Origin of the sequence: Parabacteroides sp. AF21-43, assembly GCF_003635435.1 — a bacterium.
Lineage (GTDB): Bacteria > Bacteroidota > Bacteroidia > Bacteroidales > Tannerellaceae > Parabacteroides > Parabacteroides distasonis.
In genome coordinates this window covers 91,028-115,852 of record NZ_QTMG01000006.1, presented here as the reverse complement: position 1 = coordinate 115,852, position 24,825 = coordinate 91,028, and the positions used below count along the sequence as shown (strand labels likewise).

Genomic DNA, 24,825 nt, shown 5'->3' with positions numbered 1-24,825 from the left:
GACCTATTCTTTTTCGCGAAGATAATAAATTGCCCGTTCGAAATCCGTCTTCGCCATCTGTGCGTTTAGTTTGGATTGTATATAATTAACCTGAGCTTGCTGATGATATAGTTGAGCGTTGATAACCTCGACGATGGAAACATTCCCCTCCTTATAACGCTCCATGGCCATTTGTTCACTTTCGGATGCTTTTGATAATGAGCTCTCGGTTAGTTTGACTTTATCGATAGCTTGCTTATAGTTGTAATGGGCGGTTTGTATTTCCAGCCGGATCTTATCTTGCGCCTTGCTGAGATTCTGTTGAGCCATATTGATGGCGTACGAGGAAGCGTTGCGGGTACTCTTACGTTTTCCCCATTCGAAGAGCGGGATACTGAGCTTGGCGTAGATCGCATAGTTCGGATCTAGGTCGGATTTGAAGTTATAGCCCGGTGAGGAATAACTTCCATCTACTCCAATATGGAATTGGGGTAAGAAACGGGCATCTGCTATTTTCCGGGATGATTCCTGTAACTCGATCTTGTTTTGGGCGATCCGGTATTCCGGCCTGCTGGTTATCGCATTATCTATCTCATCCGATAAAGGGATAAATTGTTTGAGGGCGATTACGGAATGATCGATCGGCAAGGTATCGCTCGGGTTTACACCAGCGAAAGAATTAAGGGCTAAACGTGCGATCTCGGCGTTATCACGAGTTTGCAATAACTGGAAATCCGCGTCGTTTAGTTTTACCTCCGCCATAAGAAGATCGTTTCGATCGATATATTCGACTTCTACCCGGTGGCGTACGACCTCTACCAGTTGCTGTATAGATGTACGAAATGCCTGTGCCACGAAAACCAGCTCGTGTTGGGCTACCGCGTTCCAATAGTAGATATCGGCGTCGTGTAGGGTATTGCTTTTTATACGATTGGATTCATTGGATGCCAACTCTTTTTCCTTCCGTGCTTTTTGGTAGTTGGCACGAATGCCGCCTCCGGTATAAATCGGTTGTGATAGGGAGAGAGTCGCCCCATATTTCAGATCTTTACCTTGAAAATAAAGGGGGGAACTCATAGATGGCAAATCAATCGATAGTTCTAGAGGATTACCGGTATAATTGAAATTACCTCCCGCCGAGAGTTTCGGTTTGAAATCCGCACGGGCCGATTTGATCATTTCCTGTTTCATGGCCTCGTTGTATCCCGCTGCTTTCAAGTCTTGGTTGTATTCCAAGACTTTTTCCCTATATTGCGCTTGATAATCGCTGTTTTGTGCGATTAACGGGAAGGATAGGAAGGATAAGAGACCGCTGATAATATATACTTTGTCCATTTTTAATCGTTTATTTGTGAGGTGAATGAATCCGGTAAAACAATGCGTATAACGTCGGGGTTACGAATAACGTAAGTAAGGTGGCGAAGGTGAGTCCGAAGATAATAGTCGCCGCCATTCCACCGAACGCTACGTCGAAAAGTAAAGGCACCATTCCTAGAATAGTCGTGGTAGCCGCCATCAAGACCGGGCGAGTCCTTGAGATGGTTGCCTCTATGATCGAGTCGTATGGAGAGATACCGTTACGACGTTGCGTGTTAATCTCGTCTAATAATACGATTACGTTTTTGATAATCATACCCAAGAGCCCCAACCATCCGGCGATCGGGAAAAAGCCGAAATCGAACCCGGTAAGTAACATACCGATCGCTACCCCGATTAAGGAGAGAGGGAGCACGCAAAGGATGATTATCGGTTGACGGAAATTGGAGAATAAAGCGACCAATATAACAACCAACATCAAGAAAGCCAACGGGAAGAATTTGACAAGGGCTTGTAATCCCTCCGTCTGGTCTTTGTATTGTGAATCCCAGAAGAAGCTATATCCTTGGGGCAGGTTCATTTTCTCGATCTCTTCCCGAATCTCACCGTGTACCTCAGACATGGTGTAACCGTTTTTCACGCCACACATCGCTGCCATAGACAATTGCCGGTTGTAGGTCTTGATCTGCGGATATTCCCATGTAGAGGTTACTTGTTGGGTTACTTGCGACAAAGGAGCGGATTTCTCTCCATTCCAGACCGAGAAATCGCCTAATGAATGGGGATCATTGATTCCGCTCGTCTCCGATTTCAATAAGACCGGGACTTTCTTTTCCTCATCCCGGTAAATCCCGATAACCGTACCTTCCTCGATGGATTTGACGGATTCCATCAAATTGGCCTTGGTGATACCTAAGGAACCGGCTTTTACCGGATCATATACCGGGCGTATCATATAGGTCATATTACCCCATTCATTCCGGGCATTGGCTACTTTCGGGTTCCTTCGCATAATGTCGATAGCTACTCCAGCCAAAGAGTCCAATACCGCCGGGTCCGGCCCGAGGAAACGGGCTTCTATCAAGGCTTCCGTAAGCGGGCTTAACTCAAACTTGTTCACCTTGATGAGCGGTTCCGGATATTTTAAGCGAATAGAGTCTTGTAGCAAGGCATGCAATTCCCGGGCCTCTCCGGATGTCTTACATTTTACCAATAATTGGGCATAGTTTGGTTGGGGACCGAAGCTAACGTTCGATAGATAATAACGGGGCGGTGTCCGTCCGATATAAGAGGAAACCATTTCCGTCTGCGAATATTCTTGGATGGATTCGGCCATATCGGTAGCGTATCGATCGGTTTCCTCGATGGCTGTACCTTCCGGTAGCCACATATCTAAAGTGAAATACTGCTTATCGAGCGAGGGCACGAACACTTTCGGGATAAACTGGAAACTCCATGCGGAGATAACCAATAGAACGGATAAGATACCTACTGTAGCGTATCGGTATTTGATGACAAGGCGTAGGGAAGACCGAAAATAATCATAGTATTTTCCGGAGAATAATTCCCCTGTTAACTCGTCCGGTCTGGGGCGCCGTACAAACTCTTGGATGAAGAATGGGGTTTGCGTAAGCGCGAACACCCAGCTGAACATCAAGGATACTCCGATCACGATCACTAAGGATGAAAGTAATTCGCCCGTGATATGCGGTGAATAGTAAATGGGCAAGAACGTGAGGATCGCGATAGCCGTAGCCGCCAGTAGAGGCAGGGCGGTGGATGAGCAAGCCCTCATGATCGCGATACGTTTGCGCATGCCTCGTTGCATATTTACCAAGGCAGAGTCCGATACTACGATGGCGTTATCTACCAACATACCCATCGCGATGATGATAGCGGCAAGAGACATTCGTTGCAAGGCGATCCCGTTGGCGAACATGACAATTAAAGTGGCGAAGATAGAGAAAACCAATCCGCTACCGATCAAAAGGCCGTTTTTGAAACCGATAAAGAACAATAAGATCGCTACTACGGTCACGACGGAGATGATCAAGTTCAAGATAAATCCTTGGTTGGCCACGGCGGACTCATATCCTTGGTCGTATATGGAGGTGAGCTCAAAACCCTTGGGCATGGTCTCCGAAAATGATTGAATACGCTTTTTCACGGCTTTGGCCATATCGACCACGTTCCCGGTCGGTATGGTAGAGATAGCGATACCGACCGCTTGCTTGTTATTGATGCGCATGAAGTTTTGGGGCGGAGTCTGGTAACCCTCTTCGATACGGGCGATATCGCCTAGCCGGAAATGCTCGCCGGAATGAGATACGATCGTAAGGTTACGGATATCATCCAAGGAGTAAAAATTACCGGTGGATTCGATACGTATGCGAGTCTCCCCGTTGCGAATACTCCCGGCGTCTACCACTTTATTCTGTCCGTCGAACGCCCGTTTGATATCAGCTGTCGTAATACCCCGATTGGATAAGATCGTGGGGTTTATCCGGATATCGATTACGGGAGTTTGTATGCCGTAGATCTCTACCTTTGCCACGTCTTTTACTTTCAGTAAATCGTCTTTGATCAGTTTGGCTTGATCCTCCAGTTCCCGGTAGGTATAAGATTCTCCGGTCAATCCGTAGAAAACACCCAATACATCGCCAAAATCATCATTGACGATGGAGGTTCCCGCTCCGGAAGGTAATTTGCCTTGTACGTCGTTTACCTTTCGGCGTAGTTTATCCCATAACTGCTGCATCTCGTCGGCCCGGATTTCCTTTTTCACGTAGACCGTGATCTTGGAAAGTCCAGCCCGGTTCTCTGTCTTCAGATAGTATAACTCGCCTAAGGATTGAATGGCTTCTTCCAGCACATCCGTCACTTGGGACTGAACTTCCGAGGGGGAGGCGCCGGGATAAGGGGTAAGTACCAAGGCTTGCTTGATCGTAAACGGGGCATCTTCCAGTTTTCCCATCTTTGCGTAAGAGAACAGTCCCCCTGCCAAGATCAGGACTAGCAGGAGCCATGTAACCGCTTTGTTTTTCAGGAAATATTTGATGAATTTTTGCATCTTACTTATTTTTGGATGGTTACGGTACTATTTTCGGAAAGGAAACGTTGCCTTGTCAATATGACAAGGTCATTTTCCGTGATTCCTTCCACGATCTCTATCTGGTTATTTCTTTGCTTACCGAGTTTGACGGGAACGGAGTTAACCTTGTCTCCTTTAACCACCCATACATAATCTCCTTTTTGGGGGCGATGACAGATAGCCGTTAAGGGAAGCCATAGATTTTGAGACCGCTCTTCTTTGGGTAGGTCGATCGAGAGGATTCCACCCATTCCGCCCAGCCATTCCATATCTGGATTTGGGACAATGGCGGTCAGCAGATAAGAGAGGTTATTGTTTGTCGTACTTTTAGACACATATAAATCGGAAGGGGTGATTGTCCGTTCGAGAGCCGTATCGAAATGGATTCCTATTTGACATAGCTTCTGTTTTTCTTTATCATATAAGTGTAAGGCGACTTCCTCTGGTATATAGGTCTCGATCTTCAGCCTGTCCAGTTCTATGAAGGTAAGGATTGGCTCGGTCGCTTTCACGTCTTGGAAAGGTTCGATATGGATATTTTGGATATATCCGTCGTAAGGGGCGGACAGATGGGTATCGCTTAGGGCGTTGACGGCGGTCTCGTAATTGGATTTGGCAACAAGGAAATCCGCTTTCGCCTTCTCATAATTACTTCCGGAGATGTTATTCTTTTTGTAAAGGGCCTCGATCCGTTTATACTCTTGGTTGGTTTGCGAATAGAGCGCCTCTGTTTGCTGCTTGCGAATCAAGAAGTCACGGTTATCGATCGAGAGGATCGTGCTGCCTTTGGAAAACGCTTGTCCGGGCCGTAAGTCGAAATTCAAGACGGGGCCATTGATGCGGAAAGATAGGACCGTCTCATTGTAGGGCCTTGATAAAAAGGTGTATTCACGACTTCTGCCGATCTCTGTCTTTTTTATTGGAGAGATCACCTCGACAGGTAAGTTCGTGCCTTCGGACTTTGTGTTCTTTTGGCATGCCGATAAAAGGATGCCCAGAAGCAGGATGTATGAAATTCTTCTCATAAGATATACCTAGTTATTTGTTACCGGGCAAAAATAGAGGCAATGGATGAAGGAATAAGGCGGATTTTTACTGAACCGGAAGATACCGTCGCTCAACTGGAAAATAGACCGGCCCAACCTTAATTTATAACGAGGCGGACGATGGATGCCTTACACCGTGTATCACTATAGGCAGTGCCCACTGCAACGCCTGTGCAGTGACAATTAGAACCGGTGATACGGTGAGTAAACTTCCGCGGTTCCGCTTTTTTATGTACTTTTGCCGGCAAAAAAGGAGAAAGTAATGACATTGCCTTCAGAAGAACATATATTCCAGTATCCGGGACAAGGGCGGATCGAGGTGATTTGCGGTTCCATGTTTTCCGGTAAGACGGAGGAGCTTATCCGCCGTTTGAAACGGGCTAAATTCGCCAAGCAGCGGGTGGAGATTTTCAAGCCTGCGATCGATACCCGTTATTCGCAGGATAACGTGGTCTCGCACGATAGTAATTCGATTCCTTCTACTCCGGTGGATTCTTCCTCCAGTATCCTATTGTTCACTTCCGAGATCGATGTGGTGGGGATAGACGAGGCCCAGTTTTTCGATGAGGGATTGGTAAACGTGTGCAATCAATTGGCCGCTAACGGTATCCGGGTGATCGTGGCTGGGTTGGACATGGACTATAAGGGAGTTCCTTTCGGTCCTATGCCGGAGCTATGCGCTATCGCCGATGAGGTGACGAAAGTGCATGCCATCTGCGTGAAATGCGGACGTTTGGCTTACGTATCCCATCGTATCGTGGGAAATGATAAACGGGTCTTCTTAGGGGAACAATCCGAATACGAGCCTTTATGCCGGGAATGCTATGCGAAGGCTGAAGGTTTGAAGAATTGATTATTTATCCCTACATTTGTGAAATTAATAGTTTTGCGTTATATAAAGTATGAAAGAAAACGAGATGGTGTTCGGCATTCGTGCCGTGATTGAGGCTATACAGGCTGATAAGGAGGTAGATAAGATCCTTGTGAAAAGGGATTTACAAGGGGATCTATCCAAAGAGTTATTTGAGGTACTGAGAGGCCGTGAGATACCGGTACAACGTGTTCCGGCTGAACGCTTGGATCGTTTGACTCGAAAGAATCATCAGGGGGTGATCGCTTTTATGTCGGCGGTTACCTACCAGAGCTTGGAAGATATCATTCCTTTTGTGTATGAGCAAGGAAAAGATCCTTTCATCGTATTGCTGGATGGGGTTACGGACGTGCGTAATTTCGGCGCTATTGCCCGTACCTGCGAGTGTGCGGGAGTCGATGCGATTGTGATTCCGGCAAAAGGAAGCGTTTCGGTAAACGCCGACGCGATCAAGACCTCTGCCGGCGCCTTGCATGTATTGCCGGTTTGTAAGGAGAAGAGTATCAACCAAGCGATCCGTTTCTTGCAGCAAAGCGGGGTGAAGGTATTTGCCGCCAGCGAGAAAGCGGCGGAGAATTATACGGCGGTGAAGTATGAAGGACCGGTTGCGATCGTGATGGGAGCGGAAGATACGGGTGTGTCTCAGGAGAACTTGCGCATCTGCGATAATATGGTAAAGATTCCGCAATTCGGAACGATCGGTTCCTTGAATGTGTCCGTAGCCACTTCCATTTTGGTGTACGAGGTGGTTCGCCAACGTATGAACGAGCAACAATAATAATATGTATATAAACTAAAGAAGAAAATGAAGAAAGTTATCGCTACAAAAAACGCTCCCGCCGCTATCGGTCCGTATAGCCAAGCGGTGCAAGTAGGTAATATGCTGTTCGCTTCCGGACAACTGGGTATCGATCCTGCTACGGGACTTTTCGTTGAGGGATCCGTAAAGGAACAAACCGCCCAAGCGTTCAAGAATGTTCACGCTATCTTGGCAGAGGCAGGTTATAGCATCAATGATGTCGTAAAAACAACCGTATTTTTAGCGGATATGGGCGACTTCGCCGTTATGAACGAGGTATACGCCTCTCAGTTCGAAGGTGCGTTTCCCGCACGTTCGGCGGTAGCCGTTAAGACACTGCCGAAGAATGGTTTGGTAGAGATCGAGGTGATCGCCGTGAAAGAATAATCATAAGGAATAACGAGAGTAGTCTCATCGCTAGTCGAGACTACTCTCGTTATCCATCAAGACTACTCCCGTGATACGATGCGACTACTCTCGTAATTCATCGATACAGCTAATCTCAAAAGCCTATTATCTTCTTTTTCTGGGAGCGGGATTCATGTCACCCCTCTGTCCGAATAATTTCTCAATCAAATCCTTTCGTCCCATCTTTTGCAATACTTGCATGATCTGACGGCGTGACTCGGGTTTATACCAGAAGAAGAACTGGCGTTGTGCCAACTTTTGTTCTTTTGAGCGGGCCGTATATACTTTCTCCAACGTATAAGGATGATATCCGGTATAATACATCTCCGTAGCCAATGTCATCGGCGTAGGCGTGAAGTCTTGTACTTGCTCCAACTGGAAATGCAAGCTCTTGGTGATCACCGCCAGCTCCGCCATATCCGCCTCGGTACATCCTGGATGGCTGGAAATGAAATAGGGGATGAGTTGCTGGTTCAACCCATATTGCCGGTTTACCTTATCGAATATCTTCTTGAACTGTCCGAATTGCGAGAAAGACGGTTTACGCATTTGTTTCAACACCTCGTCTTGCGTATGCTCCGGGGCCACTTTCAAACGGCCGGATACGTGGCGGGCGATTAATTCCTCGGTATAGGTTTGAGCTGCCTTGTTTAAAGACTCATCCGCATAACGGTGCAATAACAGGTCATAGCGTACACCGCTTCCGATAAACGACTTCTTGATCCCGGGAAGTCTATCTACCGCTTTGTAGATATCCAGTAGCGGCGTATGGTCCGCATTCAAGTTCTTGCAAACGACGGGGGAGATACAAGACGGTTTCTTGCATTTGGCGCAAATCCGCTCATCTTTCCCTTTCATACGGTACATATTGGCGGAAGGGCCTCCCAGATCGCTTAGATATCCCTTGAAATCCGGCATTTCGGTAATCGCTTTCACTTCCTTCAAGATCGATTCCTTGCTTCGGGAGGCGATGAACTTCCCTTGATGCGCCGATATGGTACAGAACGCGCATCCTCCGAAACAACCCCGGTGGATATTCACCGAGAACTTGATCATCTCGAAAGCCGGTATCACTTTCCCTTTATATTTGGGATGCGGCAAGCGGGTGTAGGGAAGGTCGTAGGAGGCATCTATCTCCGCTTCCGTCATTGGAGGGAAGGGAGGATTCACCACAATCACTTGCTTTCCTACCTTTTGCAAGATACGTGAGGCATTGTACTTGTTGGATTCCTCTTCGATATGCCGGAAATTCTTCGCTTGTTTCAATTTATCTTTTAGGCATTCCTCATGCGAGAAGAGCACGATATCATCGTCTTTCGCATCCTCTTTGTCTGCCAGATAAACCGTTTGGCGGATGTCCTTGATCTCGTTGAAAGGAATGCCGGACTTTAGGCGGCGCACCAACTCCTTGATCGGCTTCTCGCCCATGCCGTAAATCAATAAATCGGCCGGGCTACTGGCAAGGATTCCCGGTAATAGCTTATCTTGCCAATAATCGTAATGCGTAAGCCGGCGTAATGAGGCCTCGATGCTACCCAATACGACGGGGACATCCGGATACAATTCTTTCAGTATTTTAGTATAGACGATGCTCGGATAGTCCGGACGCATTCCCGGACGTTGGTCCGGCGTATAGGCGTCGTCGCTGCGTAATCGCTTATTGGCAGTATAATGGTTGATCATTGAATCCATGGCACCGGCGGATACACCGAAGAAAAGCCGGGGAACGCCGAGCTTCTTGAAATCCCGGTAATCTCCCCGCCAATCCGGTTGCGGTACGATCGCTACCCGTAATCCTTCCGCTTCCAATACACGACCGATCACGGCCGCCCCGAAAGAGGGGTGATCCACATAGGCGTCTCCAGAGAAAAGGATCACGTCGAGGTAATCCCATCCCCGTGCCTCGACTTCTTTCTTCGTTGTGGGCAACCAATTGTCTAGTTTAAATGTTTTCATAATGCAAAGGTACGTGATAATCTTGGAATAATCATAGAGACGCTATTCATAACTTTTATTTATGGGGGATTCGTTTTTATGATTAGGACAAGAGTTCTCAATCTCGTATCTTTGTGTCGAAAAGAAAAATAAACATTTAAAAACAAGGTTTCTTATGAAAACACTCACAGACGAGAAGCTGACGATTGTCGGCGCAGCAGGTATGATCGGTTCTAATATGGCACAGACCGCTATTATGATGGGACTAACTTCCAACATTTGTTTGTACGACCCTTACGCACCGGGTTTGGAGGGAGTTGCCGAGGAATTATTCCATTGTGGTTTCGAGGGTGTAAACATCACTTTTACCTCAGACATCAAGGAGGCTTTGACTGGCGCTAAATATATCGTTAACTCCGGTGGTGCCGCAAGAAAGGCAGGTATGACCCGTGAGGATCTCCTAAAAGGAAACGCCGCTATCGCCGAGGAGTTCGGCAAGAACGTAAAGGCTTATTGCCCGGACGTAAAGCATATCGTGGTTATCTTTAACCCGGCGGATATTACCGGTTTGATTACCTTATTGTATTCCGGCTTGAAACCTTCTCAGGTTACGACGTTGGCCGCATTGGATTCTACTCGTTTACGCAGTGAGTTGGCAAAACATTTCGGTATCTCTATGGATCAGGTTGAGAATTGCCGTACGTATGGTGGCCATGGCGAGCAAATGGCTGTTTTCGCCTCTACCGCTAAAGTGGATGGTAAACCTTTAACTGAGCTTATCGGTACGGATGCCTTGACGAAAGATCAATGGGCGGAGATACAGACAAAGGTTACGAAGGGTGGCGCGAACATTATCGCCTTGCGTGGCCGTTCTTCCTTCCAAAGCCCGTCGTATGTATCTATCGAGATGATCGCTGCGGCAATGGGTGGTAAACCGTTCCGTTGGCCGGCTGGCGCTTATGTATCAAACGGTAAGTTCGATCATATCATGATGGCTTGGGAGACCTCGATTACGAAAGACGGCGTAACGTTGAAAGAGGTGCATGGTACACCGGAAGAAGAGGCTGCCTTGGAGAAGAGCTACAAGCACCTTTGCGCTTTACGTGACGAGGTGATCGCTATGGGCGTGCTTCCCGCTATTTCCGAATGGCATAAATTGAATCCGAATATCAAATGATCGAATAACAAGTAATTTAGATTTTCATGGATATATGGAATCCCCGCTTAGATGGCTTCGTGCCGGAAAGCGGGGATTCTTGTTTTATTTTATCTTTAGTCCGGGGATCAGGGGCGTGCTATCTACCAGTTCCAACTCTTGCACCATCTGTAATGTTCCTTGTTTGTATTTCTGGAAATGGGGCGTTTGGATATGGCTTTTATAAGCGTCTTGATCCGCGTAAATCTCTAGGATGGTTACTTTATGCGGATCTTCTTTCTCCGATACGGCATACAGTGTAAGAACACCCGGCTCTAGACGCATGGAAGCCTCGATCTCTTCTTTCAGAAAGGCGTTATAACGTTCCAACTGGGCGGGATCGACCGTGATCTTGGATAGGCGGACTAAGTTCTTCTCAGGGGCGGGCTGAGAGGACTCCTTAATGATCTTCAACGCTTTGATAGCGGAAGGGAAGCCGATATAAGGAAGACATTGTATAACCGCCGCCGTTAAGGTCTCCTTGCTATTGCCGGCCAGTAAGTTCCCTTCGAGATGCGAGTGTAGTTGGCTTTCGGCTTCAAGGGTCGTTAGTATGCAATAAGCCAGTAACTCCCGGGTTTTGAGGTCTAGCCCGTTGCGAGTATAGATATCTCCGAAGCAGAATTCGGTGAGGAATCGCTCTACTTCCGGACCCATATTTCCCGGGACGTTCCTCATGGCCTCTTTGATTCCCTCGCCGTAAAGCCGGCTTTGTATGGCTTGTCCTTTCTCGTGGCGATCTTCTTCCGTAACGGTAGCTTGTCTCTCCAGAGGCAAAGCGATGCCTTGTTGCTTAAAGACCTCGTTGATGGTATTTAAGGCATTCAATGTCTTCGGGAAACCGATGAACGGGGCACATAGATATATTGCCTCCCGTAGCTCGATGGGAGTGACGCCTACGTTTAGCGCCGCTTTGGCGTGGGCGTTCAGTTGGGGCAAGGTTTGCATCGTGGCTAATATGGTGCAAGTGATAAGCTCCCGGGTCTTTTTATCAAGATCTCCTGTGCGGAATACCTCCCCGAAGATGAATTTCTGGAGAATGTCCATCATTTCCGGATCTGTTCCTTGTCCGGTCAATGCCTCGCCTCCGAATAGCTCGGTGTAATTCTTTTTACAGCGTTCGATTCTGTCCATATTTTGTTCTGTTTTAGAAGTTGGGATATCTTGTGCGAAGGCTGGTATGAAGCCTAGCAGGAAGAGTACGATTACTTTTGTTTTCATGAGGATATCGTTATTGTTTGACATCACAAAGATATTCGGATTTATCTCAAGTATATGTATATATATTACGGATCTTTGTATCAAAATTACCGTTCGTAAACGGAGCTGATCCGGATGACAGCTGGGGTTGAGCAAACGAATAAAGCGCCTGCGATTCCCTTGCGGGAGACACAGACGCTTTCGTTCAAATAAATATTCTTATAAAGTACGATCCGGATATAAGGCTTTCCACCATTCCGGCTCGTCTTTCAGCCATTTGGCGAACCATGCGTAGATGGTATTTTGCCAGCCTATACGCTTCTGATAACCTACGATACCATGATTCTCGCCATCCACCTGCACGAATTCCACGGTCTTTCCTAGGATCTTCAAGGCGGCGAACATCTGGATACTTTCCCCGATGGGTACGTTCGTATCGGCGTTGCCGTGAAGCAATAGGAGCGGGGTCTTGATCTTATCGGCGTTGAACAACGGGCTTTGCTTAGTAAAGAACTCCGGGGCGTTCCAAGGATAAGTGCCGGCATTCGCTACGGAGCAATAGCCATATCCCCAATAACCTTCTCCCCAATAGCTACTCAACGCGCTGATACCGGCATGGCTGATAGCGGCGGCGAAAATGTCCGTACGGGTTTGTAGGTATTGTGTCATGAATCCGCCGTAGCTGGCACCGATGCAACCGATCTTCTTCTCGTTCACGAACGAATGCTCCTTGCAGAACAGCTTGGTGCCTTGGATGATCTCATCGGCGGTCTTCAGGCCCCATGCGTTCACGTGGCGGGCGGCGAATTCCTGTCCGAAGCCCGTTGTTCCACTCGGATTCAAGGTGTAGACCACGTATCCGAGAGCGGCGTACATATGCATGGAATAACGCATCTCCAGCGCACGGTTCGTCGGGGAAGTACCGCCATAGTAATAAACGATCATCGGATATTTCTTATTCGGATCGAAATGAGGCGGCAGGTAATAACGACCTTGGATCGTCGTACCGTCATCCGACTTGAAGTTCCAGTCGTGTACCTCGCCTAAGGCGATATCTTTTAATTTATCTTGCGAGAGATCATACACCAAGCGGTTCTTTCCACCTTTTAGGTCGTAAGCGTAAAGGCGGTTGGCGTTGGACGCGCTCTGTCCGTAATAGAAGAGAACCGGAGCGTTGTCGGCCAACGCATACGACATGATAATATCCTCGGAGGCGGCTACTTGCTTGATCTTTCCATTTGCCGGGTCGCACGTATAGATCCGTTGGTAATCCTCATCCTCACAGAGGATATAGATTTGCCCGTTGAAGCGGTTCCATACGGCATCGATCACGTTCGGATTGAAATCCTTGGTGAGCGGGGAGGCTTTACGGCTTGCCAGATCGTATAGGAATAACTGCCCGTCGTACGAGTTGGAGATCTGTCCTTGCTTGATATTTCGTCCGATCCCGTCGAAAGCGTCGCCTGCCCCAGCTACCAATAACTGTTTACCGTCGGGCGAGAAGGCGGCTTGGTTTACGTACGGGGCTTTCTCCCAGATCGTATCGATCGCCATGGTCTGCAAATCCAATTTATAAAGGGAGTTGCGGGAGTGCGGCAAGGAGGTGTACACCCGGTCGCTGGTGCTGAACAATAGATAGCGGCTATCAGCGCTGATATCATTGATATAAGTGTCCGTATGCCCGAAAGTAAGTTGCTCGTACAAACCTGTTTTTAAGTCATACCGCCAGATAAAGGAGCGGTCACGGAAACCCGGGATGCGGTCTGCCGGCTCTAATACACGGATCAAGTCCGTCCCTTCCTTGGGACCTTCCTCTTCTACGGTATAGAGAAGCGTGGACTCATCGGGGGTGAATACGAACCGCCCTTTCGGAAGGTTCGGGACTAATACCGTTTGTTGGTAGGTCGCCGGATCTACGGTTACCAACTCCGTACCGTCCAGACCGGTGCGGGTGTAATACAATCGGTTGCTTTTAGGCATCCATTTGGCGGTTGTCAAGAAACCTCCGTCTTGCAATAAGACCCGTCCCGTAGCGGCATCCATCAATTGCCCGTACGATTCGCTCTTGCCCTCCGGGAATCGGTTGACGTATTTTACCAAGGCATACTTCCCGTTCGGGGAGACACTTACGCCTTGGAAATCCTTTCCTTCTAGGATATTCAGAAGGGTGTAGCGTTTCTCCGGGTTCAAGGAAGCTACGACTTTCGCTTCCGCCTCGCTCTTGAAGGTAGCCTTTAGGCTGGGAGGACAAGTGTCTGTTTCCGCTGTCAGGTATTTAACGACTACTTGATAGCGGCGGGGTTCCATCACCAACTCGGAAGAGGCTCCGACAGGTTTATCATTGACGAATACTTCGAACGCCCCGGGACCCGATATATCGAGCGTACCTTTTACGTACCGGTCGCTGTTCAAGAAGAAAGAGAATAGATGCAAGGCATATCCCTTTTGCGGGGCGGCGAAGGTGATCGCACCTGCCGTGTCAGTGTCGAGTACCGTGGCGTTCGCAAGCGTTTGCTCGAACGGTAAGGTTGCTTTTAATAGATTCTTCGCCTCGAAAGGCTTGCCGTTTACGTTGAGGCTGTCCGCTAGGATCGGCTTGTTGACCGTGAACGGGCCTGCGTGCTGGAATTGCGTTACTTTCACGTCTTCCATGGCGTAAAGCGAAAGGGCGGAAAGAAGCAATGCCGGAATTAAGTTAGTTTTTCTGTTCATATATAATTAGTTTAGGATAAACGTTTTCCGCAAACGATGTAAAGCTGTTCGGTATCCTCTACGACGAGCGGAAGAAGATAAGGCTCCATCAATGCCGCCACCTCTCGGGCCGGGGGCAAGGGCAGCGATAATCGATCGGCGTGCCGATGGTGGTGCGTATTGATCTTTTCCTTGCTCTCGCTGTGGCAGATAACCAATTTACCGCCGGGCACGAGCAAGTCGCTCATATGCTTGATCAACCGTTCCGGCCGCATGAAATGCGGGTAAGCGCTATATAGGATAATATAGTCGAATCCTTTCCCCTCGTAGCTCATAGCGTCCTCTTGGAGGAACTCGATGAGCGGATGATCCGGATATTTCACGCGTGCTTTCTCGATCATTTGGCCCGCTATATCGATAGCTACGATTTGGCGGGGTTCGTACGGCAGCAGGTAACTTTCCAATATCCCCGTGCCGCAACCGACATCGAGGATGCGAGCGTTCCGCCGCAGGTTGGTACGATCCAATATCGTCCGGATTTTTTCCGGATCATGTACGCAGACAGCGTCCCAGCGTTCCGCCATCGTATCAAAAAAAGTCTCTATTTGATTCATGATAATTGTCCTTCCCATAGAAAACAATCGCTGAACAGGGATTGTTCCTTGAAATGGGTTGGTTTTTCGAACAAACCGAACACGGACGATCCGGAGCCGGACATGGCGGCATATAAGGCGCTTCCCTCGTATAAGGTATCCTTGATCCGCTCGATCACGGGATGCTTCGGGAATACGCTTCGCTCGAAATCGTTCACCATCCGCTCTTTCCATTCGGATACCGGTAGCCGGATGATCTCTTTCAAGGAGGTCTCGGGCGCGGCGGGTGTTACCATCGAATAGGCTTCGGGAGTGGAGACGGCTACATCCGGTTTTACCAAGCATAGATAATAATCCTTCAAGGACAAGTCCACGGGCTCGAATTGGTTTCCCGTGCCGGTCGCGAATACCGGCGTGTTACGGATAAAGAACGGGCAATCGGCTCCGATGGTGGACGCTATCGCCTCCAACTCATCCGGGTGAATATCCAAACCGCAGAAATCATTGACCAGCTTCAACATAAAGGCGGCATCGGCGGAACCTCCTCCAAGCCCGGCGCCAAAAGGTATCGCTTTCAACAAATGGATCTCTAGCGGGGGAATCTCGTATCTCGTCTTTAGGGCGTTCAACGCTTTTATGACGAGGTTCTTCTCTTGGGGAGCGTCTACCGGGATTCCGGTTTGCGTGAAACTGGGCTGATCCGAGGCGACGATCTCGAGGGCATCCTTCACGGGGATCGGATAGAAGATGGTCTCTATATTATGATAACCGTCCGGACGTTTGCTTACCACGTTCAGACCTAGGTTTATCTTGGCATTCGGGAAACAGATCATAGTATTTAATGTTTGTTTTATATGATACGCGAAGATAATGTTTACCGATCAGAATTACCTTAATCTGATGGGCAAATAGGATAATCACACCAAAATTTCTCCATAAGTGTCATACCGCCAGCGACCTGTTTCTCCATATCCATTAGGATGCCCATAATTAAATGCCTGCTTAAAAGAAAATCCCTCCGACCCGCCCTCATTCTCTTTATAGTCAGTATGCGGTAGTAACAATGCAACCTGTGGCTTGAGCTTGTAACAATACTGAGCATTACGATTCTTTTTGCGCTATGCTCCGCTCTCGCTTCCATTCGCAGTAGGTTCGACAATTCATTCTCAATTGCCAGAGATATACTCGCCCTATTTAAAAAGAACTACCTAAATTATGCTTTATATCAGTTCCGTCAACCAATTTAGCTGTTGGATCTTCACGTCCAATTCACGTAATTGCTTGGAATATGAATCTATTTCTTTTTGTAAATCTGCCACATTTATTGTGCGGACATAACGGATTTCATTTGCCGAATAACGTTCTAAACTGCCCGTTGCCGATTGCGTGACGGAACGAAGGACGGAGATGCGCAATGCTAAGATATCTTTCTTTGCGATCATTTCCGTAAGGCTTGTACCTTCTGCAAGGGTAGCCATGTTGGTTCGGTTGATTCTGAAAATCAGTGTCTCCAAATCATTCAGATTATTATTCAACTCATCCATAAGCCCCCGTGGATCTTCTGCGGGCTCTTCACCTTCTTGAATCCGGGCATTGTTTTTTAGCCGGACTTCCAGTTGTGATATTCTTTTTTGTAAATCAGCTCGTAAGCTGAGAGCTTCTGCTAATTTCATAATTCGGTATGTTTTTAATGTTTGCTGTTCTTGCTCTTTTGGAATTGCATACCCGATCATGAAGAGGGCTGCTTCCAGAGAACGCATGTCTTTAAATTGGCATTCTGGGAAGTTTAATACTTCTTTTAATAGCCAATTGGCTTTAAGGTTGCATTCAATATGGATTTTTCCTCGATCAAGTTTAGAGAATTTGTAAATGTCGCTGTTAGGATTCCGATTAACCTCCGGATTTCGGGCATCACCATAGGCGAATTTTAATGAAGAAGGGACACCGCCTTGTTTCTGCTCTATACAATATAGTTTCACCAAATAGCATAAAGCGGCTCCTACACGACTATCGTAGATGATAAAATCATTTATATATAAAGAATAAATCTTGGTGAATCCTGAGTTCATAATAATTATCTCATCCTTTATATCTAAAGAGTCACGGGTTAAGACCTCTTCTGCCTTCATTAGATAATTCACAAGGTTGGTTTGTGCCTTGATCCTTTCTTGATTTTCCCGTATAACGCCTCCCCATTTTAATATATCGAGGCAAGCATCTTGGCAAGCTTCGTTGTCATTATTTCGGATACTCGCTTTAAGTCGTTTGGCATAACTTTCCAATAAGGCATTGTTTTCCTCCCAATTTAGACCTCCCCATTTATATTTGTGGCAAGCATCATAAAAAGAGGTACATTGCCATTCCTCCTTCTCTTTCTGATTGTAATATGAATGGGTGAAATTAGATAGTTTATCACGAAGCCACTGGATAAATCCAGATACATACTGATCGTTTAGGAATTGTTCTTTTGTCATAACAACAGATTTTGTGTAAAAATAAATATTTTATTGTACATAATTAATGTTGTAAGTATATTATTTGAATTTGATTTTAGTTTTCTTCTTACGGACATAGTCATAGGCATCATGCGTAAAAGAGCAGGTTTGACGTTTTGACATTCTGTAATCTGAACTCCCGGAGAAGCGTTTTTTCCGGGCTGAGGTACGCCTTGCTTCCGAAAATGACATAAAATAATATCATCTAATTGTCTTGTAGCTCTTTATGGAAATAGGCCCTTTCATTCTAGCGAAATTAATTCATCTTATCTCATATTCTTAGGTGAAAATAGCCTTTTATACGGGTGCGTTTTCCGATTCTATAGGATGTGAGGGCTGTTTCTTCCTTATGTATCGCCTAATACATACGGTTGCGTTACCTAATACATACGGTCGTGTTGCCTAATACAGCCTTTTGTGTTACCTAACTCTATTACTTTTGAGTCCAAACAGGGGTATTTAGGCAAGAAAATGAGGGAAAACGTATGATTTCATCATAGGTCTCTCCCTCTTTTTCTCTATTTGTAAAAAGGTCTTGACATCGTTATTCTGTTATTTCGATCATAATGTCAAGATTATCTCATTTTCGCTTACGGTCTCTATAATCGATACTTATTTATCCTTTATGATTTCATGGAGCATGGCAACCTTTTCTTGCTCGGCCTTTAGTAATCGTTCGTAAAGCTCGACTATTTTATCGATGGGATTGAAAGTTTGATTTTGAACATTTCCGCTTGCGTTATCTTGCCACGTGCCGGAAAAAATATTGATAGATGTCCCTTCATTCAATTCCGTGATCGCCTCTATCGGAATATCCAAAGCTTTCGTGACCTTTTCCAATACCTCAGGTTCCAATTCGTCTTTTTTCTCGTAGCCGGATAAGGTGGCTTGTGATACCCCAATTTTGTCGGCGAGCACTTCTTGTTTGATGCCTCTCCATTCTCTCCAACGTTTTAAGTTGGCTCCATGACTATTTCTTCTGGTAAATGTTGTTTCCATGTCAATTCTTATTGATCCTGTTACAAAAATAAGTATTAAATCTGAGTTATCTTACTATTGTATCAGATATCCAGAGCAACCGCACCTAATTTTATTTATAACTACAAATTACGATGGGCATTGTTACCGACCGTAAATACGTAGTCAGATATATCATTTATCTCTGTCATCTGATAATATTAGTCGTGACATTGATATTTTATCAAGGGGATTGATGGTATATCAGCAGGCGGTAAGCTTATTTTGTCTGCGAATGATAAACACAGAAATCAATGGAAACTCAAAATCAGTATCCTCAAAAGGATTATTCCGAGATAATAAGCTTATCCCATCAAGTAATTGGTTTGCCGGTAAGAAAGGCGCAGATGTTATTGAAGGATCTGGATTTATGTACGATCACTTATACGTGGAATGACGTAAGTCAGATTACATTGGAAGTCCTATTCAAGACCTCCACGCTCACTTGCCTTTTTAATCAAAACGACATTTGTGAAGCTGTATATCTATTCTTAACTGATAATAAGGATCTAATGAAATATATAAGCCACTGCGTTAAGACCTATACATATGATTTCCTTTTGGATGGCTGGACCACGGATAAATGCCACATTTCAATATGCCGTTCCGAAAATCAAGGGTGCTTTTTATTAATATTACCGCTAAAAAAGATTTTATGAATAAGGCATATTGTAGTTGTTTCGCTACTCCTCTTTTTCAAACGAACTTTTTGTGTGTTCCAATGACGATGGTTTTCAGTCATCAAAAAGAAAGGCGCAGTAAATCAAGTTTACAGCGCCTTCCATTTATTTAGGGTTATGAGCTTTATTAAGGCTCCGCGATCATCTCTTTAGCGATTATCTCGGCCTCGGCTTTATCGGCGTCCTTTTGGATGTTCGGCAATTCAAGGCCGTAGCCTTTGATCCGGTCCTCACGTTTCAACATCAAGGCGATGAAGAGGGCGAGTACACCGAAGCAGGTGAAGACTGCCATCGGTATCGTATAGTCGTAAGCCGGTTTGCCCGTACCATTGTCTATTTTGCAATACGTATCCAATATCCAGCCGATTAATAAGGGAACCATACTCAGACCGATATTCTGTACCCAGAAAATCAAGGCATAAGCCGTGCCTAATTGCTTCTCCGGGATAATCTTCGGAACAGATGGCCACATCGCCGATGGAACCAAGGAGAAAGCGATACCCAATACGATCATCACGATTGTCGCGAACCACCACTGATTCAAGATCGGAAGTGTGAATAATAAATGCACGCCGATCAACATCAAGGCACCATAGATCATGATCGTCGCCCCTTTACCTTTACGGTCGTATAAGTTACCGAAGAACGGAGTCAGAAGAATCGTGCCGAAAGGTAAGATAGCCGGGATGTTTCCCGCCAACTCCGGATCTACGTTATATTTATTGACCATCAAGTCCGTAGCGTATTTCAAGAAGGGGAATACGGCCGAATAGAATAATACGCAAAGCAGAGCGATCAACCAGAAACCCTTATTGGTAACGATCAATAAGATATCTTTCAAACGGAAAGGCTCTTCCTCCTCGGCTTGCTCGATAGCGTCCATCGAAGCGTCCAGCTTGCGATCCATCACGCAAAATACGAGGAAGGCGATCAAACCGATACACAACATACAAAGACAAAGCAAGATAGGAGCGGAGATACTACCGAAGTACTTGGCGGCGGGAACCGTGATAGATAAAGCCAAGGCCGTACCCAAACGAGCCGTAGCCATCTCCAAGCCCATAGCCAACGCCATCTCTTTTCCCTTGAACCACCGTACGATAATCTTAGATACCGTGATACCGGCGGTCTCCACGCCGACACCGAAGATTGCGTATCCGAGGGCGGCCACCATCACTTGCGCTTTCCATCCGAAAAGCTCTCCTTCCATCGTAAACGCGTCCGAGATGGCGTAATATTTAATGGAACAACCGATAATCATCAAGATACAGGAAGCGACACCCGTGAAACGGACACCCATCTTATCCAGAACGATACCACCAATAATCAACATGAAAAGAAATACGTTGAACCAACCGTAAGCGCTGGTGAACCAACCATATTCCGTACTCGTCCAGCTTAGCTGTTCTTCCAACATCGGTTTAAGCGGAGCCATTACATCCGTAAGGAAGTATCCGCAAAGCATCGTGAATGCCGCCAAAGCGAGTACACTCCAGCGTGCGACTTTCGAGTCGCTTAGTTTCTGATGAATTTTTTCTATCATGATATTTGTTTTATAGAGTTATATTATTTGTATTCGTCTTCTTTCATGAACAAGGGGAGAGCGTCCGCTACGATAAAGGTGCTTCCGCCGATAAAGATCAAGTCATCCTTGCCGGCACTTTTTAACGCTTTCTCGACCGCCTCTTCCACCGTTTCGCAAAGGACTCCGGGCAGTCCCTTCCGCATGGCTTTCATGGCGAAATCCTTTACGGGCATCGCTCTCTCCACGGAGGCTTGCGTGAAGAAATAAGAAGCATCTGGTGGCATCAAGGATAATACGCCGTCGATATCCTTGTCGTTCACCATACCGACGATCATATAAATTTCGCGGAAACGGCTTCTCATGGCATTCAGGTGTTCCGCTATGTGTTTCCATCCACCCACGTTGTGCCCGGTGTCGCAAATGACGGTCGGTTTTGTCCGCAAGGTTTGCCAGCGGCCCATCAAACCCGTCAGTTGGGTCACGTGCCTGAACCCTTCATGGACGGCCTCGGGCAGGATGTCAACACCGCACTTCTCGCGGAGCAGGTGCAGGGCGGAGAACACCGTGATGGCGTTGGCTTGTTGTACCTCTCCGGCAAGCTCGCCGATCACCTCGCCGTATTCTACGGAGGGGAACTTCCAGTGTACCATCGACAACCCTCCGGTCCCCTCCAGCATTCCCATGCTCAAGGCGTAGTGGAAGGGTGCTCCTGCCTTTCTCGCCTCGTTCTGGAAGAGGTCGAAAACGGAGCGTTTCTCTGCCTCCCCCAGAAGGACGGGTACGCCTTTTTTGATAATGCCGGCTTTCTCCGCCGCTATCTTCTCCTCCGTATCTCCCAAGAATTGCGTATGATCCAGACTGATATTCGTGATGATACTCAAGATCGGGGTGATGATGTTCGTACTGTCCAAACGACCGCCAAGCCCGACCTCGATAACTGCGTAATCTACCTGCTGGTCGCGGAAATACTCAAAAGCCATACTGGACGTCAGCTCGAAGAAAGAAGGATGGAGAGGCTCGAAGAAAGAACGATGGCGTTCGACGAAATCGACCACGTAATCTTGGGAGATCTTTTTCCCGTTCACCCGGATGCGCTCCCGGAAGTCCACTAAATGGGGAGAGGTATAAAGCCCGACCTTGAAACCGGATTGCCGGAGAATGGCCGCCAATAGATGGCTGACCGAGCCTTTGCCGTTTGTTCCGGCTACATGGATGGTCTTATAGGCTTTATGCGGATTTCCCAGATAATCATCTAGGGCGATACTTGTACCAAGACCGGGTTTGTAAGCGGAAGCTCCGCTGTGTTGGAAGACCGGGATGCTGGTATATAGATAGTGTAGCGTTTCCTCGTATGTCATGTTTTTGTAAATTAGATGCTACAAATGTAGTTAAATTTATTTATACCTTTGCGACTCGTTTATAAAAAGGAGAGAAAAAGAAAATGGAAACACGACGTATAACCTATACGCCTCAAGGAGGCGTTTGTTCTAAGTTGATGGTGATCGACGCGAAGGAGGACGTGATCGAGAATGTGCAGATTGTAGGAGGTTGCCACGGTAACGGGCAAGGCATGTGCGCCTTATTGAAAGGTATGCGCATCGAAGACGCTATCGGCCGTTTGTCTGGCATCGATTGTCATGGAAGGGGAACTTCATGCCCGGACCAGATGGCACAGGCATTGAAGCAATTCAATCGATGATCAGCTTATATCCGATTCCCCGGATATTCAAAATCTTGATAGACTCGTCTTTCGATAACTTATGACGTAGCTTGGTGATAAAGACATGCAGGCTGCGTGCGTTGAAGAAAGAATCATCTCCCCAAAGGTCTATCAAGATCTCTTTCATCGGTAATACTTGGTCCTTATTGTCGCAAAGGCGCTTCAATATCTCGGATTCCCGGTTGCTGAGGAGTTGTTTCTCTCCCCGGTAGACCAATGTCTGCGTGATGGAATCGAACGTATAAAGCCCGATACGGAAAGAGGTGGCTTCCGGTCTTTGGACGGACACCTTATGCAGTAACGCCTTGATGCGCACGATCAATTCCGCCATGCCGAAAGGCTTTTTCAGGTAATCGTTGCCGCCTGTCTCGAAGCCCTCTACCACGTCGTTGGCCGCGGAACGGGCCGATAGGAATAGGACAGGGGTGTGCGTATCCGTCTTACGGATCAATTTGACCATCGTGAAACCATCCATCTTGGGCATCATGATATCCGCTACGATAATGTCCGGGTTGATCTCCGCATAACGGGAGAGGCCCTCCTCGCCATTCGCCGCTAGGGTGATATCGAACTCGTTCCCATCCAGCGTATCCTTGATGATCATGGCCAATGTAGGCTCGTCTTCTACTAGTAGTACTTTTATCTTTTCCATATTTGATACTTGATTTTCGGATTATTATTTAAAATGCAGGGTAAAGGTGGAGCCTTTGCCGGGGACGCTTTCCACACGGGCTGTTCCTCCATGTTTACCCATCATGTCTTTTACGTAATATAATCCTAGGCCATAACCTTTCACGTTGTGGATATTCCCGCTGGGAACCCGGAAGAACTTGTCGAATATCTGCCGCTGGTTGGCTTCGCTGATACCCGGGCCGTTATCGGTTATGGAGATTGTCGTTTCGTGATCGTCTTGCCGGGCTGTCGCTTCGATGCGGCAAGGTTCCTTGTCGGCGTATTTGATCGCGTTATCGATAAGGTTGCTCAACATATTATATAGGTGGGTACGATCGGCCACCAATTCTATATCCTCGGGGATGGAGCAAGTAAACTCCACGGGTTTGCTCGCTTTCAGTTTGTATTGCTCGATGAGGGAGTTCACCAACTCGTTTAATGAGATGGTTTCGGGGCGCAAGCGGAAGGTACTGCGGTTCTCTACGGCGAGTGTCAAGATTTGTTCCACCAATCCGGTAAGATGGATAAGTTGGTCTTTAACGATCGTCAGGTATTTCTTCTGTTTCTCGTTGACGGGATCGCTAAAGTTCAATAATGCGTCTACGGCGGCATAGCTGACGCTGATCGGGGTTTTCAGCTCATGCGTCATATTGTTGGTGAAATCGGTCTTCAATTCTTCCACGGTCTTTTGCTTTAAGATGGTGCGGAGTAAGTATATGAAAGCGCAAATGATCAGCAAAAGCAATAGGAAGGAGGAGATCAGGATGCCTTTCATCTGGGTGAGTATCACGCTAGCCGGCGATTTGAGGAACAGGCGATATTGTAACGTGCTCTCGTTATGGAGCGGGTAATCGAAATGCACGGGGTTTTTCCACGTAGTGAATCGTTCTGGCTTGTCCAGATGCATCCAACCCTTCTCGTCCCCGTTGTTTGGTTTATAAATCGTTACCAGCTCATGTTCCGTTACGATGTTTCTTGCCTCCAGCTCCGAGGTTAATAATTTGTTGTAGGTCTTGAAATCAATTGGTTTTATAGAATCTATATTCGCGTGCATCGCTTGCTGCACCATGTCCTCCACCTCGCCGATTACATATAGGTAATCCGTTAGGGTAGAGTCTATCGAGCTAAAGTCCTCCTCATCCCCGTAATCGATATGTAGTTTCATGTGTGAGTCGGGATTTGCCGTCTTGAAGATATCTTCCCGGTTAAGGTCAGGATCTTCTTTCTGCGGATGGATCGAAGCTTTTGCGTCCATCTTCTGCTTATTAGACGGATCTAGCTCTGAGCTGAAGTACACATCTTGGGTTTGAGGTCCCAGCGCTCCCTGTTCTTTTTTGATAGATCGGATGCGCAGGAACAACTCCTTATAGTCGGCGATCTTCATCGCTTCCTCTATATTGATCTCCATCTGTTTATATAATGTATCATATAAACCTTTCAGCCAGTATCCTTGGAAAACCAAAAGCCCGGCCAGCGATAGGACGATCAACAAAGCGATTAACTTAAAACGAAGTCTGATGTTCATGAAGTCTCTTTATGCTTATAATCGAATTGATCGCTAAAAATAGACAATTTTATTACATGAACTTTT

At 46.8% G+C, this 24,825-nt stretch carries 20 protein-coding genes; 6 read left to right on the top strand and 14 right to left on the bottom strand.

Annotation, left to right across the window (positions count from 1 at the left end):
- Nucleotides 1-3: 3 nt before the first annotated feature.
- Genes DWX84_RS06555 through DWX84_RS06545 form a run of 3 tightly spaced genes read right to left on the bottom strand, consistent with a single transcriptional unit; the run spans nucleotide 4 to nucleotide 5,412 of the window.
- Nucleotides 4-1,314 (bottom strand): TolC family protein, encoded by a 1,311-nt coding sequence (locus DWX84_RS06555; RefSeq protein WP_121960844.1) that lies wholly within the window; start codon nucleotides 1,312-1,314, stop codon nucleotides 4-6.
- Nucleotides 1,315-1,324: 10 nt separating this feature from the next.
- On the bottom strand, nucleotides 1,325-4,366 hold the full coding sequence (locus DWX84_RS06550) for an efflux RND transporter permease subunit (protein WP_121960843.1): 3,042 nt from the start codon (nucleotides 4,364-4,366) through the stop codon (nucleotides 1,325-1,327).
- A gap of 5 nt (nucleotides 4,367-4,371) precedes the next feature.
- On the bottom strand, nucleotides 4,372-5,412 hold the full coding sequence (locus DWX84_RS06545; protein WP_121960842.1) for an efflux RND transporter periplasmic adaptor subunit: 1,041 nt from the start codon (nucleotides 5,410-5,412) through the stop codon (nucleotides 4,372-4,374).
- Nucleotides 5,413-5,695: 283 nt separating this feature from the next.
- On the opposite strand from DWX84_RS06545, the gene DWX84_RS06540 reads away from it, so the two are divergent.
- Genes DWX84_RS06540 through DWX84_RS06530 form a run of 3 tightly spaced genes read left to right on the top strand, consistent with a single transcriptional unit; the run spans nucleotide 5,696 to nucleotide 7,490 of the window.
- Nucleotides 5,696-6,286 carry a thymidine kinase gene (locus DWX84_RS06540; RefSeq protein ID WP_005857603.1) on the top strand — a complete coding sequence of 197 codons (591 nt, stop codon included), beginning with the start codon at nucleotides 5,696-5,698 and terminating at the stop codon, nucleotides 6,284-6,286.
- Nucleotides 6,287-6,335: 49 nt separating this feature from the next.
- Nucleotides 6,336-7,082: a 23S rRNA (guanosine(2251)-2'-O)-methyltransferase RlmB gene (rlmB, locus tag DWX84_RS06535; protein WP_036628747.1), complete on the top strand. Its 747-nt coding sequence runs from the start codon at nucleotides 6,336-6,338 to the stop codon at nucleotides 7,080-7,082.
- Nucleotides 7,083-7,109: 27 nt separating this feature from the next.
- Complete coding sequence (locus DWX84_RS06530; protein ID WP_005862903.1) at nucleotides 7,110-7,490, top strand: RidA family protein; 381 nt, start codon at nucleotides 7,110-7,112, stop codon at nucleotides 7,488-7,490.
- A gap of 126 nt (nucleotides 7,491-7,616) precedes the next feature.
- Here the strand turns inward: DWX84_RS06530 and DWX84_RS06525 are convergent, their stop codons facing one another.
- Entirely contained in the window at nucleotides 7,617-9,467 is a 1,851-nt protein-coding gene (locus DWX84_RS06525; RefSeq protein WP_121960744.1) for a YgiQ family radical SAM protein, read from the bottom strand.
- Between the two features lie 154 nt (nucleotides 9,468-9,621).
- On the opposite strand from DWX84_RS06525, the gene DWX84_RS06520 reads away from it, so the two are divergent.
- Entirely contained in the window at nucleotides 9,622-10,623 is a 1,002-nt protein-coding gene (locus DWX84_RS06520) for a malate dehydrogenase (protein WP_005862899.1), read from the top strand.
- An 84-nt stretch (nucleotides 10,624-10,707) separates the two neighbouring features.
- On the opposite strand, the gene DWX84_RS06515 is transcribed toward DWX84_RS06520, so the two are convergent.
- The 6 genes from DWX84_RS06515 to DWX84_RS06485 form a co-directional block, all read right to left on the bottom strand.
- The gene (locus tag DWX84_RS06515; RefSeq protein ID WP_048928244.1) at nucleotides 10,708-11,862 is read right to left on the bottom strand and encodes a carboxymuconolactone decarboxylase family protein; all 1,155 of its coding nucleotides are present in this window, start codon (nucleotides 11,860-11,862) and stop codon (nucleotides 10,708-10,710) included.
- 198 nt (nucleotides 11,863-12,060) lie between these two features.
- Nucleotides 12,061-14,553 (bottom strand): prolyl oligopeptidase family serine peptidase, encoded by a 2,493-nt coding sequence (locus DWX84_RS06510; RefSeq protein ID WP_122377454.1) that lies wholly within the window; start codon nucleotides 14,551-14,553, stop codon nucleotides 12,061-12,063.
- An 11-nt stretch (nucleotides 14,554-14,564) separates the two neighbouring features.
- Complete coding sequence (locus DWX84_RS06505; RefSeq protein ID WP_122377453.1) at nucleotides 14,565-15,146, bottom strand: class I SAM-dependent methyltransferase; 582 nt, start codon at nucleotides 15,144-15,146, stop codon at nucleotides 14,565-14,567.
- On the bottom strand, nucleotides 15,143-15,958 hold the full coding sequence (gene ispE / locus DWX84_RS06500; RefSeq protein WP_048928247.1) for a 4-(cytidine 5'-diphospho)-2-C-methyl-D-erythritol kinase: 816 nt from the start codon (nucleotides 15,956-15,958) through the stop codon (nucleotides 15,143-15,145). The genes DWX84_RS06505 and ispE overlap by 4 nt, the downstream gene beginning before the upstream one ends.
- Nucleotides 15,959-16,345: 387 nt before the next feature.
- The gene (locus DWX84_RS22160) at nucleotides 16,346-17,599 is read right to left on the bottom strand and encodes a DIP1984 family protein (RefSeq protein WP_306769542.1); all 1,254 of its coding nucleotides are present in this window, start codon (nucleotides 17,597-17,599) and stop codon (nucleotides 16,346-16,348) included.
- Between the two features lie 633 nt (nucleotides 17,600-18,232).
- Nucleotides 18,233-18,619, bottom strand: coding sequence for a helix-turn-helix domain-containing protein (locus DWX84_RS06485; RefSeq protein ID WP_122145081.1), 387 nt, complete (start codon nucleotides 18,617-18,619; stop codon nucleotides 18,233-18,235).
- A gap of 272 nt (nucleotides 18,620-18,891) precedes the next feature.
- Between DWX84_RS06485 and DWX84_RS06480 the strand changes: the two genes are divergently transcribed.
- Nucleotides 18,892-19,296: a hypothetical protein gene (locus DWX84_RS06480; RefSeq protein WP_122377452.1), complete on the top strand. Its 405-nt coding sequence runs from the start codon at nucleotides 18,892-18,894 to the stop codon at nucleotides 19,294-19,296.
- Between the two features lie 148 nt (nucleotides 19,297-19,444).
- Here DWX84_RS06480 and DWX84_RS06475 read toward each other — a convergent pair whose 3' ends face one another.
- A complete protein-coding gene (locus DWX84_RS06475; RefSeq protein WP_005862883.1) occupies nucleotides 19,445-20,860 on the bottom strand; it encodes an MFS transporter in 1,416 nt (471 codons plus the stop codon).
- Nucleotides 20,861-20,883: 23 nt separating this feature from the next.
- The gene (locus DWX84_RS06470; protein WP_122377451.1) at nucleotides 20,884-22,200 is read right to left on the bottom strand and encodes a folylpolyglutamate synthase/dihydrofolate synthase family protein; all 1,317 of its coding nucleotides are present in this window, start codon (nucleotides 22,198-22,200) and stop codon (nucleotides 20,884-20,886) included.
- Between the two features lie 83 nt (nucleotides 22,201-22,283).
- Here DWX84_RS06470 and DWX84_RS06465 point away from each other — a divergent pair, with 83 nt between their 5' ends.
- The gene (locus tag DWX84_RS06465) at nucleotides 22,284-22,541 is read left to right on the top strand and encodes a TIGR03905 family TSCPD domain-containing protein (protein ID WP_005862879.1); all 258 of its coding nucleotides are present in this window, start codon (nucleotides 22,284-22,286) and stop codon (nucleotides 22,539-22,541) included.
- Here the strand turns inward: DWX84_RS06465 and DWX84_RS06460 are convergent.
- Both DWX84_RS06460 and DWX84_RS06455 read right to left on the bottom strand, forming a co-directional pair.
- Complete coding sequence (locus DWX84_RS06460; RefSeq protein WP_005862877.1) at nucleotides 22,531-23,214, bottom strand: response regulator transcription factor; 684 nt, start codon at nucleotides 23,212-23,214, stop codon at nucleotides 22,531-22,533. The genes DWX84_RS06465 and DWX84_RS06460 overlap by 11 nt on opposite strands.
- A 24-nt stretch (nucleotides 23,215-23,238) precedes the next feature.
- Nucleotides 23,239-24,759: a sensor histidine kinase KdpD gene (locus DWX84_RS06455; protein ID WP_008779740.1), complete on the bottom strand. Its 1,521-nt coding sequence runs from the start codon at nucleotides 24,757-24,759 to the stop codon at nucleotides 23,239-23,241.
- Nucleotides 24,760-24,825: the final 66 nt, after the last annotated feature.